At 63.6% G+C, this 16029-nt stretch carries 13 protein-coding genes and 1 pseudogene; 8 read left to right on the top strand and 6 right to left on the bottom strand.

What is annotated here, in order from left to right:
• Nucleotides 1-754 (bottom strand): YXWGXW repeat-containing protein (locus tag H8B02_RS16005; RefSeq protein ID WP_229167111.1); only part of this gene is annotated, 754 nt, incomplete at its 3' end.
• Nucleotides 755-996: 242 nt separating this feature from the next.
• Between H8B02_RS16005 and H8B02_RS16000 the strand changes: the two genes are divergently transcribed.
• The 6 genes from H8B02_RS16000 (at nucleotide 997) to H8B02_RS15975 (ending at nucleotide 6659) form a co-directional block, all read left to right on the top strand.
• A complete protein-coding gene (locus H8B02_RS16000; RefSeq protein ID WP_229167110.1) occupies nucleotides 997-1191 on the top strand; it encodes a hypothetical protein in 195 nt (64 codons plus the stop codon).
• 218 nt (nucleotides 1192-1409) lie between these two features.
• Complete coding sequence (gene clpB, locus H8B02_RS15995; RefSeq protein WP_229167109.1) at nucleotides 1410-4022, top strand: ATP-dependent chaperone ClpB; 2613 nt, start codon at nucleotides 1410-1412, stop codon at nucleotides 4020-4022.
• A 102-nt stretch (nucleotides 4023-4124) separates the two neighbouring features.
• A complete protein-coding gene (locus H8B02_RS15990; RefSeq protein ID WP_229167108.1) occupies nucleotides 4125-4394 on the top strand; it encodes a DUF2171 domain-containing protein in 270 nt (89 codons plus the stop codon).
• A 118-nt stretch (nucleotides 4395-4512) separates the two neighbouring features.
• A complete protein-coding gene (locus H8B02_RS15985) occupies nucleotides 4513-5574 on the top strand; it encodes a Dyp-type peroxidase (protein WP_229167107.1) in 1062 nt (353 codons plus the stop codon).
• Nucleotides 5567-6382: a family 1 encapsulin nanocompartment shell protein gene (locus tag H8B02_RS15980; protein ID WP_229167106.1), complete on the top strand. Its 816-nt coding sequence runs from the start codon at nucleotides 5567-5569 to the stop codon at nucleotides 6380-6382. The genes H8B02_RS15985 and H8B02_RS15980 overlap by 8 nt, the downstream gene beginning before the upstream one ends.
• Nucleotides 6383-6467: 85 nt before the next feature.
• On the top strand, nucleotides 6468-6659 hold the full coding sequence (locus tag H8B02_RS15975) for a hypothetical protein (protein ID WP_173640563.1): 192 nt from the start codon (nucleotides 6468-6470) through the stop codon (nucleotides 6657-6659).
• Nucleotides 6660-6668: 9 nt separating this feature from the next.
• Here H8B02_RS15975 and H8B02_RS15970 read toward each other — a convergent pair whose 3' ends face one another.
• The 4 genes and pseudogenes from H8B02_RS15970 to H8B02_RS15955 all read right to left on the bottom strand — a co-directional run bounded on the left by H8B02_RS15970 (nucleotide 6669) and on the right by H8B02_RS15955 (nucleotide 11272).
• Nucleotides 6669-7958, bottom strand: coding sequence for an MFS transporter (locus H8B02_RS15970; RefSeq protein ID WP_283842197.1), 1290 nt, complete (start codon nucleotides 7956-7958; stop codon nucleotides 6669-6671).
• Between the two features lie 118 nt (nucleotides 7959-8076).
• Nucleotides 8077-9101 (bottom strand): annotated as a pseudogene (locus H8B02_RS15965) (glycoside hydrolase family 5 protein).
• The gene (locus H8B02_RS15960) at nucleotides 9098-10387 is read right to left on the bottom strand and encodes an O-antigen ligase family protein (RefSeq protein WP_229167105.1); all 1290 of its coding nucleotides are present in this window, start codon (nucleotides 10385-10387) and stop codon (nucleotides 9098-9100) included. The pseudogene H8B02_RS15965 and the gene H8B02_RS15960 overlap by 4 nt, the downstream one beginning before the upstream one ends.
• Nucleotides 10388-10459: 72 nt before the next feature.
• On the bottom strand, nucleotides 10460-11272 hold the full coding sequence (locus H8B02_RS15955; protein WP_229167113.1) for a WecB/TagA/CpsF family glycosyltransferase: 813 nt from the start codon (nucleotides 11270-11272) through the stop codon (nucleotides 10460-10462).
• 495 nt (nucleotides 11273-11767) lie between these two features.
• On the opposite strand from H8B02_RS15955, the gene H8B02_RS15950 reads away from it, so the two are divergent.
• Nucleotides 11768-12898 carry a GNAT family N-acetyltransferase gene (locus tag H8B02_RS15950; RefSeq protein WP_229167104.1) on the top strand — a complete coding sequence of 377 codons (1131 nt, stop codon included), beginning with the start codon at nucleotides 11768-11770 and terminating at the stop codon, nucleotides 12896-12898.
• Nucleotides 12899-12923: 25 nt separating this feature from the next.
• On the opposite strand, the gene H8B02_RS15945 is transcribed toward H8B02_RS15950, so the two are convergent.
• A complete protein-coding gene (locus H8B02_RS15945; protein WP_229167103.1) occupies nucleotides 12924-14144 on the bottom strand; it encodes an FAD-dependent monooxygenase in 1221 nt (406 codons plus the stop codon).
• Nucleotides 14145-14650: 506 nt separating this feature from the next.
• Here H8B02_RS15945 and H8B02_RS15940 point away from each other — a divergent pair.
• Nucleotides 14651-15976 (top strand): lipopolysaccharide biosynthesis protein, encoded by a 1326-nt coding sequence (locus H8B02_RS15940; protein ID WP_233287649.1) that lies wholly within the window; start codon nucleotides 14651-14653, stop codon nucleotides 15974-15976.
• Nucleotides 15977-16029: the final 53 nt, after the last annotated feature.

Raw genomic sequence — 16029 nt, 5'->3', positions numbered from 1 at the left:
CACCGGCCGGCCGCGCGCGGACCACGCCCGGGCCCTTCAACTCGCCGGGCCGCGCCGTTGCGGCGACCGCAGGAACGCCGTTGTTGGTCCGCTTGAACAGGCTCGGATCCTGGCTTGCGGTCTCGACCTGCTTGCGTTGCAACGGCGTCGCCGCGAAATGCTGTTCCTTGGCGACTGCACGTTCGGCGGGAGTCGGCCGCACCTCGACGCCGCCGCGGCCGCCATTGTAGCTGACGTTGTTGATGGTGGTCTGATTGATCGTGACGTTCTTCTCGTAGACGTTGGTGATACGCGCGCCCTGCAGATTGTTCACGGAGCGATTGTAGAAGAAGTTGCCGTGATCCCAGCGGCCGCCTTCATAGCCTGAACCGCCGTAGCCGAAGCCGTAATTGATGCCGCCGTAGAAGCCGACGCGATCGCCCCAATAGCCCTGATGGAAAATGAAGCCGCCGCCGAATGCGCCCCAATAACCGGGAGTCCACAGCAAGCCGACCCGCGGCGGCTGCACCCAGGTGCCCGGCACCCAGTAGTAATCGCCGCGATCCTCGTCCCACGACCAATTGCCCGGCGACCACATGTAACCGGGCCCGGGCACCGGCGGCTGATCGTAGGTCGGCAACGGCGGCGGCGCGGTGTCGACGGCAGAGACCGGCGCGCATGCCGCATCCTGTGCGATTGCCGGTACGGCCGTCGCAGCGAGCAGCGCCGTGGCAATCGCGGCGCACGACGCGGTCGAAAGGAGACGAGTGATCATTGGGAGCCTCTTCGATGAGCACGTTCAACGTGAGAACCGGAACAAAAGTTCCGTGCATCGGCAACGCACCGACACACTTCATCGCTAGCGCCTCGACCTTACATCAACCTGAAACAGCGCCAAACGCATCACGCAGCTATTCATCGACGGTTCAGAGTGTGCAGTGACTCATCATCGCGCGATTCAGTGGAACAGCGCGCGACGCACGTCTGCATGATCGCGTGCATTCCGCGAGGTGCGAGATGACCGTTACTGAAATCGCGAACACGACTTCGGCTCTTGCACGGTTGCAACGATCCGGGATCGTCGCGCCGCTCATTTTCGCAAGCATCACGATCAGCCGAGCCGCCATCGGCGTGATGCCGGACCCCGATTTGCCGGCGCGTCCGCGGCAGTACCTCCGGATGAGTGCCAGAAGCCAACACCGGCAGTCGTAACACCTCAAGAGCGGTATGCCGGCGGCCGCGCTCCGCGATTGACACTCCCCTGAAACGACCACACGATACGAGCAACGGCGGCGTCAGGCCCGCTATTCTCCGCCCGGCACGTTTGGACGCCTGTCGCATGATGGATGTCATCGTTCCGCCATCTGTCGCCGGCGGCAATGCATGGCATAATGGATCTCGACGAGCCTGTGCTGCCTTGAGGTGCCACGATGAACATTGAAAAATATACCGATCGCGTCCGCGGCTTCATTCAGTCGGCACAATCGCTCGCGACGCGCGAAGGACACCAGCAGTTCTCGACGCTCCACATCCTGAAGGTGCTGCTCGACGACAGTGAAGGCCTCGCAGCCGGCCTGATCGACCGCGCCGGCGGCAACTCGCGCGCGATCCTCAAGGCGACCGAAGACGCGCTGGCGAAGGTGCCGAAGGTCAGCGGCGCCGGCTCCGGACAGATTTACCTCGCGCCCGAGACCGCGCGCGCCTTCGCCGCGGCGGAACAGGCCGCCGACAAGGCCGGCGACAGCTTTGTCTCGGTCGAACGCCTGCTGCAGGCCCTCGCCGCCGACAAGGACAGCGAGGCCGGCAAGCTGCTCGCCAAGGGCGGCGTCAATCCGCAGAACCTGAATGCAGCGATCAACGCGCTGCGCAAGGGCCGCACCGCCGACAGCGCGACGGCCGAGAATGCCTATGACGCGCTGAAGAAATATGCCCGCGACCTCACCCAGGCCGCGCGCGACGGTAAGCTCGATCCGGTGATCGGCCGCGACGAGGAGATCCGCCGCACCATCCAGGTGCTGTCGCGGCGCACCAAGAACAATCCCGTGCTGATCGGCGAGCCCGGCGTCGGCAAGACCGCGATCGTCGAGGGCCTGGCGCTGCGCATCGTCAATGGCGACGTGCCGGAAAGCCTGCACGACAAGGCGCTGCTCGCACTCGATCTCGGCGCGCTGATTGCGGGCGCGAAATATCGCGGCGAGTTCGAGGAGCGGCTCAAGGCGGTGCTCCAGGAAGTGACGTCTGCGGAGGGCGGCATCATCCTGTTCATCGACGAGATGCACACGCTGATCGGCGCCGGCAAGGGCGACGGCGCGATGGACGCGTCCAACCTCCTGAAGCCTGCGCTCGCGCGCGGCGAGCTGCATTGCATCGGCGCCACCACGCTCGACGAATACCGCAAGCATGTCGAGAAGGATGCGGCGCTGGCCCGGCGGTTCCAGCCGGTGTTCGTCTCCGAACCGACGGTCGAGGACACCATCTCGATCCTGCGCGGCCTCAAGGACAAATACGAGCAGCATCACGGCGTGCGCATCGCGGATTCGGCGCTGGTTGCGGCCGCAACGCTGTCGAACCGCTACATCACCGACCGCTTCCTGCCCGACAAGGCCATCGACCTGATGGACGAGGCCGCGGCGCGGTTGAAGATGCAGGTCGATTCCAAGCCCGAAGAACTCGACTCGCTCGACCGCGAGATCATCCGCCTCAAGATCGAGCAGGAGGCACTGAAGAAGGAGACCGATCTCGGCTCCAAGAGCCGTCTGCAAACCCTCGAGAAGGATCTCGTGGATCTCGAGAAGAAGTCGGCGGACATGACGTCGAAATGGCGGTCGGAGAAGAGCAAGCTCTCCGACGCGCAGAAGATGAAGGGCGAGCTCGAGCAGTTGCGCACCGAGCTTGCCAATGCGCAGCGCAAGGGCGAATTCCAGAAGGCCGGCGAGCTGGCCTATGGCCGCATTCCGGAGCTCGAGAAAAAGCTCGCTGCCGTCGAGGCAAGCGAGACCTCGTCCGCCAGCGAGACCGTGACTGCCGACAATATCGCGCAGGTCGTCTCGCGCTGGACCGGCGTTCCGGTCGACAAGATGCTGGAAGGCGAGAAGGACAAGCTGCTGCGCATGGAGGAGATGATCGGCAAGCGCGTCGTCGGCCAGGCCGAGGCCGTGCGCGCGGTGTCGACCGCGGTGCGCCGCGCCCGCGCCGGCTTGCAGGACCCGAACCGGCCGATCGGCTCGTTCATGTTCTTAGGTCCGACCGGCGTCGGCAAGACCGAACTCGCAAAAGCGCTCGCCGAATATCTGTTCGACGACGAGACCGCGATGGTCCGTCTCGACATGTCCGAATACATGGAGAAGCACTCGGTCTCGCGGCTGATCGGCGCGCCTCCGGGCTATGTCGGCTACGACGAGGGCGGCGCGCTGACCGAAGCTGTGCGGCGCCGTCCCTACCAGGTCGTGCTGTTCGACGAGATCGAGAAAGCGCATCCTGACGTCTTTAACGTGCTGCTGCAGGTGCTCGACGACGGCCGCCTGACCGATGGCCAGGGCCGCACCGTCGATTTCCGCAACACGCTGATCATCATGACCTCGAACATCGGCGCGGAATATCTCGTCAACCAGCCGGAGGGCCAGAGCACGAGCGCGGTGCGCGAGCAGGTGATGAACATGGTGCGGGCGCATTTCCGGCCCGAGTTCCTCAACCGCATCGATGAGATCATCCTGTTCCACCGGCTGCAGAAGAGCGACATGGGCCGCATCGTCGAGATTCAATTCTCGCGCCTGCGCAAGCTGCTCGAGGATCGCAAGATCGATCTCGAGCTCGACCCGAAGGCGCGCGACTGGCTGGCGGAGAAGGGCTGGGATCCGGCTTACGGCGCCCGTCCGCTGAAACGGGTGATCCAGCGCAGCGTGCAGGATCCGCTCGCCGAGATGATCCTCGCCGGCGACGTCCGCGACGGCTCGCGGGTGAAGCTCTCCGCCACCAAGGCCGGCCTCACCTTCAACGGCAAGAAGCCCGAGAACGCTGCCGCGGACGAATTCGAACCGGTGTGAGAGAAACCCGGACTGCCAACGACGCGCCGTCATCGCCGCGTCGTCCGGGCGCATCATATGCAAGCTGAATGTACAAGCCGACCTGCAACCAGGGAGAGCGCCATGACGCAGCAGAACATCAGGGACAACATGGAGGTCATCGGCGCCGACGGCGTGCACGTCGGCACCGTCGATCACGTGGAAGGCAACCGCATCAAGCTCAAGAAAAGCGAAAGCGACGGCTTCCACAAGGGCCATCACCACTATATCGAGCTCGGCTTCGTTGCCGGTGTCGAAGGCTCCAAGGTGCGGCTGTCAGCCAACGCCGCCATTGCGGTGACCCTCGAGGAGGAGAAGTCCGGAAAGCCGGTTGGTCCGTCCGCGGAAGCCTAGCAATCCGGGCTCTTGTAAAGGCTCCGATGGCATGCTCCTCTTCCCCTGTCTGGACGTCGATCCGGCGTCCGGTTCAGACCTTTTTCGCGCGGAAGTGCCGTTAGTTAAGGAGAGATGCGTGCCATCAGCCGTTCCGCAACCGGTCGCTGCGAAACTGACGCGCGCGGCCATCTTCCTTGCGGTCACGATCAAGCCCAATCCGGAATTTGATACCGTGGTGCGGTCGCTGTGCGCCGATCTGGCTGCGCTGGTGCGCGCGGTCGGCTTCCGCGATCTCGAGGGCCGGCTGTCCTGCGTCATGGGCATCGGCTCGGATGCATGGGACCGGCTGTTCGGTGCGCCGAAGCCGCAAGGTCTGCATCCGTTCCGCGAGATCAACGGCGTCCACCACGCCGTCGCCACACCAGGCGACCTGCTGTTTCACATCCGCGCCGTGCCGATGGACCTGTGCTTCGAGCTCGCGACACAGATCATGTCGCGGCTCGGTGATGCGGTTGCCACCTCGGACGAGGTGCACGGCTTCAAATATTTCGACGAGCGCGACCTGCTCGGCTTTGTCGACGGCACGGAAAATCCGGAGGATCAGGCGGCGACCGAGGCCACGATCATCGGCGACGAGGACGCGGCCTTCGCCGGTGGCAGCTATGTGATCGTACAAAAGTACCTGCACGATCTGAAGAAGTGGAACGAGCTGCCGGTCGAGATGCAGGAGAAGATCATCGGCCGCACCAAACTGTCCGACATCGAGCTCGACGATGCCGTGAAGCCGAGCTACGCGCACAACGCCCTGACGACGATCGTCGAGAACGGCGAGGAGCTCGATATCGTCCGCGACAACATGCCGTTCGGCAACATCAGCAAGGGCGAGTTCGGCACCTATTTCATCGGCTATGCCAGCTCCCCGCACCGGATCGAGCAGATGCTGGAGAACATGTTCGTCGGCAAGCCGCCGGGCAATTACGACCGCCTGCTCGACTTCAGCCGCGCTGTGACCGGCACGTTGTTCTTCATCCCGTCGGCGACCTTCCTGGAGGAAGTTACCAGCGAGGCGGCTGCACCCGCGCCGGCTGAGCCGTCGCTGGACGACGCCGGGGCTGACGAAGCACCTGCACCAAGAATACCGCCGTCCGACGGCTCACTCGGGATCGGCTCACTCAAAGGAGAGGCTGGACATGAATAATCTTCATCGGGGACTAGCCCCCATCTCGGACGCGGCATGGGCCCAGATCGAAGAGGAAGCCTCGCGGACGTTGAAGCGCCATCTGGCGGCGCGCCGTGTCGTCGATGTCGATGGCCCGAAGGGCACGGACTTCTCCGCGGTCGGCACCGGCCATCTCAAGAAAATTGCCACGCCCGGCGACGGCGTCGAGGCGACGCAGCGTGACGTGCGCGCGCTGGTCGAGCTGCGCGTGCCGTTCGAGCTCTCGCGACAGGCAATCGACGATGTCGAACGCGGCTCCAATGATTCCGACTGGGATCCTCTCAAGGAGGCCGCGCGAAAGATCGCCTTCGCCGAGGATCGCGCGGTGTTCGATGGCTACACCGCCGCCGGCATTCAGGGCATCCGTCAGGGCACCAGCAACCCGGTGCTGAAGCTGCCGTCGAGCGTCAAGAATTACCCCGCCGTGGTCGCGCAGGCCGTCAGCCAGTTGCGGCTCGCCGGCGTCAACGGTCCCTATACGCTCCTGCTCGGCACCGAGCCCTATACCGCGATCGGCGGTGCGACCGACGACGGCTATCCCGTACTGCAGCACATCCAGCGCCTGATCGACGGCAAGATCATCTGGGCGCCTGCGATCGAGGGCGGCGTCCTGCTCACCACCCGCGGCGGCGATTTCCAGCTCTCGATCGGCCAGGACCTTTCGATCGGCTATCTCAGCCACTCGGCGACCTCGGTCCAGCTGTATTTCCAGGAGACCATCACCTTCCTGATGCTCACCAGCGAAGCGTCGGTGGTGCTTGCGCCGGAGGCGAAGAAACCCGCCTAGACCAGCCGGCGTTGACTCTTCCAGGAAGCCTCCGGCCAATCTGCGCCGGAGCTTCCGTTGAACTTCAACGGAGAGGAGGCGCGCAATGGACTACGATCTCTACATCAACCCGAAGAAGGCGTCGGTCGGCCTTTATGTCCGCAAAGGTGCGGGTCTCCCCGATCTGGCGGATGCCAAGGACTGGGTGTTCGACGGCACCTCGGCGCAGGCCAATCTGCCGCCGCAGCTCGTGAAGGCGATCGAGGCCAACGGCCACGCCTTTCGCGACATGGATTGAGCTCAGCGGTTACTTCTCGCCGACCTTCACCGGGGCGGTCTCGGGCATCAGGCTCATGGCCACGATGCCGACCGCTGCCGCGAGCAGCAGATACCAGGACGGCGCCAGCGGATCTCCCGTCACATGAAGCAGCCATGTGACCACGAGTTGCGCAGTGCCGCCGAAGGTCGCGATCGCGACCGCGTAGATCGTGGCGAACACGCCGCCGCGAATATTCTGCGGCAGCGCTTCGGTGAAGGCCGCATAGAATGCCGTGAACGGCAGCGATCCGATGAATGACAGGATGCCGAAACCGAATAGCAGCGACCACGCGCCGGGGTCCCGGACGATCCACAGGAAGGCCGGATAGGTCAGCACCAGCACGACCAGCTGCGGCCAGATCATGATCGGCTTGCGTCCGAGCCGGTCGGCAAGCCAGCCGCCCAGCACCGCGCCGATGATCTGAAGTCCGTTGCTCACCAGCGATACGGTGAACGCCAGCGACGGCGACACATGCAGCGTGTTCTTGGCGTAGGTCGTCATGTATTGCGTCACGTAGGTCGAGATCGTGCCGCTGGCCAGGATCATCACGGCCAGCAGGATCACACGACTGTGCCGGCGCGCCAGCGTGACATGGTTCGCGCGCTCGACGCCCGCCACGGCGCGGTCGCCGTGAGGCACCGTTTCCGGCAGCGTCCGGCGCATCCAGATGCCGAACGGCAGGCAGACGGCCCCGAGCAGAAATGCGACCCGCCATCCGTAAGCCTGCAGCATGTCGGGCGCCATCGTGCTGCTCAGGATGACGCCGACCAGGGCGCCGACGGTCGCCGCGATCTCCTGGCTGGCGGGTTGCCAGGCCACCACCAGGCCGCGATTCCTGGGTGCCGCGATCTCGATGAGATAGGCCGTGGTCGGTCCGACCTCGCCGCCGAGCGCGAACCCTTGCACCATCCGCGCCAGGATCACGATGATCGGCGCCACGACGCCGATCGCGGCATAGGACGGCGTCAACGCGATGGTCAGGATCGCGCCACCCATCAGCGCAAAGCTCAGCAGCATCGCCGGCCGCCGGCCGACCCGGTCGGAGAAGATGCCGAGCACGATGCCGCCGATTGGCCGCGTCAGGAAACCGGCGCCGAAGGTCGCAAGCGACAGCATGAGGCTGCCGTATTCGCTATGCGCCGGGAAGAAGGTGCGGCCGATCTCGGTCGCAAAGAAGCTGTAGGTGATGAAGTCGTAGAACTCCAGCATGTTGCCGATGGTCGCGGCAAAGGCTGCGCGCTTGACATCGAACTGTTCCCTGCTCGCAATGTCCGGCAACGCTCTCGATTCCCTAGGTCTGGCTGTCCGGAGCGAGTATTATTCCTCAGGCCATGCAAGGCAAGGCATGGCGTTCCGCGCGATCCTGAATCAGAGGCCGCGCAAGGGCCGCATGGGTTCATCGAGCCGGAGGAATGATCGCGCGGAGGATGTCCCTGTTCCAGCGTTGCCGGGCGCCGTCGAATGCCGCGAAATCGTGATCGAATTGCCAATAGGCCCACGCCCAGCCGAAGCTTTCAGCGCGCCTCGCCACGAACGACAGGTACTTCACCCGGCTCTCCGCCGGCGCGCGCTCGTAGACGCCGAACTCGCCGAGATAGATCGGGCGCTGCTCCTTCTCCGACCAGGACCTGACCTTGTCGAAATCGGCGGCGGCCTTGGCTTCGTCCTCCGCGGAGCCCCAACTCAACGGGCCGATCTTCGAGAAAGTCGCCGACCACGGCGCGCTTGATGGGTGAATTGCAGCGGCAGGTAATAGTGGAACGTGACGATCAGGTTCCCGTCGCCGGCCGGCAGCGTCAGCTGCTCGACCGGCAGCTCCTCGGTGTTCAGGACGGCGGCGACGACATTGCGCTTCGGATTGGTGCCCCTGACGATGGCCAGGCATTCGCCGAGCAGCGCGTTCCACTCGGCCGACGTCATATTCCCGCCGGGCTCGTTCAGGATCTCGAACACCAGCGCGGGGTATTTGCCCGCGTAGCGCGACGCGATCTGGCGCCAGAACGCCTTGAGCTTCGCCGTGCATTCCGGCACGTCGCGTTGGCAGAGATCGGTATCGTGCTCATCGAGGATCGGGATCAGCTTGCTCGCCAGCACCTGCTCGATCACGGCATCGAGGCGCCGCAGGACGGCTTCGTCCAGGATGTTGCCGGAATCCATGTACTTGAAGCCGAAGAAGTTGATCCGGACGTGTGAAAAGCCCGCCTTGCGAATGGCGGTGAGGTTTTCCAGGCGAAAGGGTGCGTTCGGGTAACCTTCCCAGATGCCGTCATAGCCAAGAATATTGATGCCGCGCCCCAACGCCGCGACGTCCGGTGACGCCCCCTGCCCGGCCGCACGCGCGGGCGAGATCAGCACGGCAGAAAGCGCCGCCGCCAGCAGCGCGCTTAAGGCTCTTTGCGGAACAAATCGAAACGCGGTCATGACGGCTCCAGTTCGCGCAGCCGCAGGCGCTGCGACGGCAACGAGCGGCAAGCGGCGAGGAAAAAGGCGATCAACAGCACCGAGGTGAACATCGTCGAACGCAGGAAGACCGTTTCGGTAAAGTTGGTCTGGCAGTTGAGGAAGACGAACCCGACGATCAGCGCACAATGCAGACGGTCGATCGCCAGCTCCGCGATCAAACAGAGCATCTTGTAGGAAAACAGAAAGACGCTCGCCATGAACAGCAAATAGCCCAGGAATCCGGTCTCGACGAGAATGGCGATGTAGCCGTTGTGGTAATTGTCGAGCACCCAGCCGTGGTTCTGGTTGAAATAGTCGTAGATGTCCGGTCTGGTCCAGAACCCGTTGATGCCAAATCCGAACAGCGGCGCATCATCGAAATGGCTGATGGCGTAATGCCAGATGAAGGTTCTTTCGGTAAAATTGATCGTCGTATCGAACACGTGGATCGAGTCGTACCCGGTCGTGTAGAAGTACAACATCAGCAACGCGGCCGCGACGCACATGGCACATGGCAGCACCGCGTAGACCCGCATGCAGCTGACCGACCACAAGGAGGTCAGCAACAGCGCACAGGCGACCAGCGACAAGGCGCCGGCGCCGCGCGACTCCGAAAAGACGACGCAGGTCGAGGCCAGTGCGAACGTCACGAGGAACGGCAGCCATCCCTGTCCGGTTATCTTTCGATAACAGGCAAAGAACATGAGATAGGCGCCGGCGAAGCCCAGGGTTTGCTTCGACTCGAAGACGCCCTGCCATTGCCCATTGTGCATCCAGGTCTGGTCCACGCCGATGTCCGGGAGTACGACCGCACAAAACGCCGAGCCCGCGATCAGCACGAAGAGGCCGCGGGTGGTCGCCTTCACGATGTCGTCGATGTCGACGCGGCTGACCATGCAGAACGCGCCCAGCGTCGTGATCGCGAGCGCCACGGCCTTCATCAGCGCCGCCGCGTCCAAATTAGTCCAGAACACCGAAATCGTGGCGAACGCATAGAATGCGACGATCACAAGCGTATCGAGATTGAACGCCAACCGCAGGCAGGGACGGATGAACAGGCTCGCATAGATCAGCACGCCCCACATCAGCAGGGCGACGGCCTGCTGAACCAGCGTTACCTCGGTCGGAAGCAGTGCGGGGTGGAACGTCCCCATCGACATGATCACGTTGACGGTGATCGACCAGTTGACGACGGTTCGCGCGAAATTTTCAGCATCAACGCCCGGCGCCTGCCAGACCGAGCCATCGACTGCTCGACCGTCCATCGGTTGTACTCCGCTCATTGATGAGCTCGCCGCTCCGGTGGATCGGAGCGGCACATTGCACTGGGTACGGACTCAGTCCTTGGTCGCCGAGGACCGGGTCCGGTTGAATAGCAGATAGAGAGCGTGCGGATTGGTCGTCAGATAGCGCCAGAACAGCCGGCGCGGCTCGAGCCAAAGACGCCAGGCCCATTCGAGCCCGACGATCTGCATCCATCTCGGCGCGCGCGGCCGCGATCCGGACAGGAAGTTGAACAATCCGCCCGACGTCTTGATGACGCCGACATTACCAAGCCGCGACATGAATTCGTCGACGAATGCCTGCTCGTAGGGCACGCCAAGCGCGACCCAGAGAAAGTCCGGCGCCAGAGCGTTGATCTCATGCACCTTGGCCCGAAGCGCGCCACCGCGCAGATAGCCATGCGAATGGCCCACGATCTTGAGAGCCGGATAGGCCCGGCGGACATTGGCGATTGCCGCCTTGTTTTCGGCCTCGTTCGCACCGAACAGGTAGAAGGTCAGCCCGAACTCTTCCGCCTTGCGCGCAACGTCGTGGAACAAATCCGTGGTCGCAACGCGCTCGGGAAGCGGGTTCGGCGAACGGAGCTTCGACACCATGACCAGCGGCTGCCCGTCGGCATTGATCAGGTCGGCGGCACGGAACAGCCGGTCGGTCATCGGCTCGGTGGAGCAGCGCGACAGCACCTCGCCATTGGCTGATGTCAGATACAGCGGCCGATCGATACGCCGGTTCGGATACACCGCCTCGACCATGAAGTCCGCGGTCTGCTCGCGATCGAGCACGGCGAGCCGCAGCCCGCCGATCGTCGCCCGGGCAACGCTGGCGGTCGCAGCCCTGCCGACAGGATTGGTGCGGCGCTCCAGCATGCCATTCGGCATCGTTGATTCGGCTGGCCCATCCGCGAAGGAAGCCAGCTGCCCGGCGCTCGAAGTGTTGCAAATCCGGACAGCTGAAGCAGCCATATCCGAATCGAGACGCCGCGGCCGCTCGCGATCGGCCTGCAGGGGCGAGATTGCGTCGGAAACGCGGGCTTTTTGGCTGTTGGTCAACATTTCAGCAGGGGCTCCAGTGCTTACGTGCACCTGACTGCAATATCCGGTCCAGACGGATGCGATATCACGCGGCAGCGTGACGTGAGACGGACCGCAAGGGAGTGTTAACGATGCCGGCGCTGGGCGGAGCGACAGCATCACACAGGATTCGGCCAGGCCGGCGACGTTTGAGTGGCAACACTGCGCAAAGGTCGAGGGACTACATTAATACAAATCGTAATCTCCCGGTGCCCGAGATCATCAGCCTTTGCTATAAGGAGATCACGGCGGCTCGACCGGCGCTTTGAAAACCCGTTTGTTTGGTTTCACATGAATAAGAATGATGACGCGTTCGATGTTTGCATCGACGACGCATTCGACTTCCTGTCTGAAGAATACGCGACATTGTTCGAAGGCTCGGACGCGACCGCCTTCCAGCATCCGCTGTGGCTCGACAGCCTCTATCGCAAGCTCGCTCCCGCCGCGGCAGCGAAGCCGCTGGTCGTCGTCGTCCGTCATCGCGCGAACGGCGCGCTTGCGGCCGTGCTGCCGCTGCTCCGCGTGCGGCGAGGCCCGATGCGCACGATCGAATTCGCGGACCTTCGTGTGTCCGACTATTTGTCGCCGGTCTGCGCCGCCAAGACATTCGCCGACATGCTGCAGGACCGGCAGGCCTGCGAGCAGCTTCGCAAACTGGTCCGGCCATTCGACCTACTGCGCATTCCCAAGCTGCTCGATGCCAGGATGCCGATCGAGAATTTGCTCGGGGCGCCTCACCGCAGCCTGATGGATACCAATGCCTATGCGACGGTCCTGTCCGCGCCGTTCGAGCAATGGGAGCTCAACGCGCTGGGAAAATCCTATCAAAAGGAACTGGCAAAGAAATGGCGCCAGATCCACAAGAAGGGCACGCTCACCTTCGCATGCTGCAACGACAGCGCTTCCATCGGCGAAGCCATGGACGTGATGAGGAAGTTTCGCGGCCCGCGTTTCCAGGCACACGGCGACGGTGACCTTCTGCAGCGTCCGGAATATTTCGATTTCTACTCGAGCGTGGCGCTTCGCGGCATGGGCTCCTTTACCCGGCTCTATGCCATGAAGATGGATGGCGAGGTCATCGCCACCGCCCTTGGGCTCGCTCACCGCGGCAGCCTGCTCGTCGTCATGACGGCTTTCAACATCGAGGGATACAAGAGCCAGTCGATCGGCGCGCTGACGTTCGAGAGTGTCGCCAAGGACTGCATCGAGCGCGGAGACCGGGTGCTGGATTTCACCATCGGTGACGAACCCTACAAGATGCAGTTCGGAGGCCAGCCCACGCCGATGTCGAGCGTGACGCAGGCCGGCAGCGCGGCCGGATCGCTTGCACTGTTTGCGCTGAAGCAAGCGCCCTGGATCAAGCAGGCCGCCAAGCGGGTGACCGACCTCAGGCCGGTCCGCACTTCGACCGGTACACGCTAGAGCAGCTTGAGAAGCGCGCGCCCCTTTAACGGAGCGCGCTGCGGACGCGCATCACCCATCCCGGATGAATCCGGTCCACCTGATGCGTGATCGTGCGGCGCAGGAAGTGCAGCTTCCGCTGCATGGTCCAGCGTACGTCGGTGTTGGCGGTCAAAGCCTCGCGGAAGCGCGCCAGTTGCAGCGAATGCCGGTCGGCGTCGAGCTTGTCGCGATCGGAATAGAACTCCGCGATCTTCTCCGTGCCCATGCCGTCGGTCTCGAGCCAGCGCGGCACATATTCGGTGCAAAGACGCTCGACATCCACCAGCAGGCGGCTCACGCCGGTTCCGGCCGCAGGACAGTTAGTCTGGTAGGCATCGCCGATCAGCACGACGCCCGGCTGCAGATGGCCCTCGGTCACCGACAGGTCCATGACCCAGTTGTGCACCTGGCCGACGATCTGGAAATCGCCAAGGTAGCGCTCCAGTCCCGGCATCAGACGGAGCAGCGTCCGCCTGGTGTCGCGGCGCAGCTCGCGCATGATCGGATCGGTCGGGTCGCGGAACATGAACAGGTTCGCGCGCATGCCGCCCGACATCGGAAACAGGCTGAGATAGTCGACGCCGTCAGCCGCCTGCTTGCCGTAGCAGGTCAGCGCGTCGAAGCCGAATGGCGCGTTATCTGGCCGCGCGATCGTGAAGCCGAACGTCACCGAATGGCGCGCGGCGATCATCTGCCGGCGCATTCCGAGATTGTAGCCAAGCGCGCCCGCCATGCCGGTCGCCAGAACGACCAGGCGCGAGACGATGCGTTTTCCGGAGGCCAGCGTCAGTTGCTGACAATCCTCGCTGCAGCTGACATTGGTCACCTGGTCGAGCAGGAAGCTGGATGTATCAGGCGTCAGGCCGCGGGCCATGTCGACGAGGTTGGCATAGGAAACCCCGTAAGACCGGCCGACGCCGATATCGACCAGTCTACCGTCCCTGATGTTGAGCACCCGGTCATAGGACGAGGCGACGGCCTCGACATCGTCGATGAAGCCCATGCGGCGGAAGATATCGATCTGCGGTCCGGCGATCTTTTCGACGCGGAATTCATCCGGCGGGATCGAACGCTTGTCGATCAGGACGACCCGATACCCGGCACGCGTGAGGACGGCCCGCGCGAGCGAGCCCGCCAAACCGGCGCCAACAATGGCAACGTCCGCTTCAATCGTTTCAGCCCCGCAGGTTGCGATCGGCTGGGTCATGCTTTCCTCGGCAATCATCTTTGTCCGCTCCGACGGCTAATTGGCTACGGAACTGCAATTTCCTTGCCTGCCCTGCCGCCTCGCAGAACGGACACGACGAGTTCCATGATTGAGGTTAACGACCACGCCCCCACCTCGATCAGTCCCTTCCCGGCACATGGCTGGCAGCCACAGCGGTCATGAAACCGACGTTTTGGGCGCTCCACGGCGGGCTGGCGGGGCAATTGCGCGGCCGTGGCGCGCCGACGGGTGCCGTTGACGCGCTAACGCGGCTTCAACCAGCGCGGTCCACGCTGTCGAACCGGGCGCCGGGCAAAAAATCCGATCTGCGCCGTTTGGACACAGCGAGGACGGCAGCGTTCCAGAATGGAGCAGCGCGACATATTGGCCGTAGCGCTTCAAGCCCGGTTGGAAGGAACGGAATTTTAGCAAGAGAACATTAACACTCCAGACCTCACCGATTGCTAGGGTCAGCAGCCTGACAGGATATTGAGTCGTCTCTTGTGATTGCCTCTGTTCTTCAAATGCTACGGCGCGATGTCACGCGCGGCGTTGCCGGGACCATCCTCCTCAAGGTTGGCAGCGGCGGACTCGCGTTCGCCCTGTTCTCGCTGGCGGCGCGGACGATGACGCCTGACGCGTTCGGAGACTTCGCAACCTTGCTCTCCGTTGCCCAGATCGCCGCGGTCGTGGGCCTGGTCGGCCAGGAGCTGCTGCTGGTTCGCTTCCTCAATGAGTACGAGGTGCGCGGCCAGGCCGAGTTGACCAAGGGCGTGCTGCTGTCGAGCCTGAAGTACTCGGCGATCGGGATGCTGATCTCGATCGCCGCGATCGCTGCGGTGGCAGGCATTCGCGGCGAATGGTGGCTCTTGATCCTCTCGGTCTCGGCGTTCACCGCTGTCAATGCCGGGCTGATGCTCGGCAGCCAGATCGCACGATCGCTGGTCAGCATCCTGATGGGCGAAGGCAATCGCGAATTCTTCTGGCGGGTTGCCGTTGTCCTGGTCCTGATCGCGGCGCTGTTCGGCCACCGCCAACTCACCCCCGCCGAACTGTTCGCCGCGATGACGGTCGCGATGGCGTTGGGGCTGGTCGTGCAGATCGCGTCGATCGTACGCGTGCTGCCGAACCTGCGCGCGGTCACCGCGCGCTTCGAGACGTCGCGCTGGAACCGCAGCGCGTTCCGCTTCTGGCTCGCCTCGATTCTCGAAGCGGCGAACCAGTATTTCGACGTCATCCTGGTCTACTGGATGCTGGATCCGGCCACTGCTGGCGTCTATTTCGCCGCCTCGCGTCTGGCCAACATCTTCGCGATGCTTTCCGCTGCGCTCTACACGTTCGGCGCGCGCCGGCTGCCGTCGCTGTATTTCAGCAAGAATCACCGCGAGCTCGAACATACGCTGAAGCTGATGGCCGAGGTGACCGCGCTCTGCGTGCTGAGCGGGCTCGTCATTGTCTGGGTCGGCGCTCCCTACCTTCTCGGCCTGTTCGGACCGCATTTCGCCGCGCAGCAGTGGGTGTTGATCGTGCTCGCGATCGGAACGGCCTTCCAGGCGGCAGGCGGGCCGTCCGCCGCGGTCCTGCAGCTGACGGGGCATGAGCGCGATTATGTTCCGGTTGTCGCCGCCAACGTGGCGTTGCGGCTGATCGGATTTGTCGTGCTGATCCCCTGGCTCGGCGTGCTCGGGGCGGCGATCTCGGCGACGGTTTCTCTGGTGCTCGCCACCATCGCGCTCAACGTGCTGTGCCGCCGGCGGACCGGCGTCGACCCGTCAATCCTGGTGCTGTCGCATCTGTCGTCGTCGAAGGCTGGCGCTTACGCAGTCCGCGTTGCGGATAGCAAGGACTAGAGCGTTTTCAAGCGAAGTGGACGCCGCTTCGCGTGAAGTAAACTCGTCAAACA

This window comes from Bradyrhizobium altum (assembly GCF_020889705.1).
GTDB lineage: Bacteria > Pseudomonadota > Alphaproteobacteria > Rhizobiales > Xanthobacteraceae > Bradyrhizobium > Bradyrhizobium altum.
The sequence above is the reverse complement of the archived record's forward strand: the minus strand, read 5'-3'. Positions and strand labels throughout refer to the sequence as shown.

What these genes read in the sequence shown, in the direction of transcription:
- H8B02_RS15955 (WP_229167113.1), bottom strand. Translation starts at nt 11,272, where the DNA reads ATGCTGGAGCGCCGCACCAATCCTGTCGGCAGGGCTGCGACCGCCAGC.
- H8B02_RS15975 (WP_173640563.1), top strand. Translation starts at nt 6,468, where the DNA reads ATGGACTACGATCTCTACATCAACCCGAAGAAGGCGTCGGTCGGCCTT.
- H8B02_RS15940 (WP_233287649.1), top strand. Translation starts at nt 14,651, where the DNA reads ATGCTACGGCGCGATGTCACGCGCGGCGTTGCCGGGACCATCCTCCTC.
- H8B02_RS15960 (WP_229167105.1), bottom strand. Translation starts at nt 10,387, where the DNA reads ATGGACGGTCGAGCAGTCGATGGCTCGGTCTGGCAGGCGCCGGGCGTT.
- clpB (WP_229167109.1), top strand. Translation starts at nt 1,410, where the DNA reads ATGAACATTGAAAAATATACCGATCGCGTCCGCGGCTTCATTCAGTCG.
- H8B02_RS15950 (WP_229167104.1), top strand. Translation starts at nt 11,768, where the DNA reads ATGAATAAGAATGATGACGCGTTCGATGTTTGCATCGACGACGCATTC.
- H8B02_RS15945 (WP_229167103.1), bottom strand. Translation starts at nt 14,144, where the DNA reads ATGATTGCCGAGGAAAGCATGACCCAGCCGATCGCAACCTGCGGGGCT.
- H8B02_RS15990 (WP_229167108.1), top strand. Translation starts at nt 4,125, where the DNA reads ATGACGCAGCAGAACATCAGGGACAACATGGAGGTCATCGGCGCCGAC.
- H8B02_RS15980 (WP_229167106.1), top strand. Translation starts at nt 5,567, where the DNA reads ATGAATAATCTTCATCGGGGACTAGCCCCCATCTCGGACGCGGCATGG.
- H8B02_RS16000 (WP_229167110.1), top strand. Translation starts at nt 997, where the DNA reads ATGACCGTTACTGAAATCGCGAACACGACTTCGGCTCTTGCACGGTTG.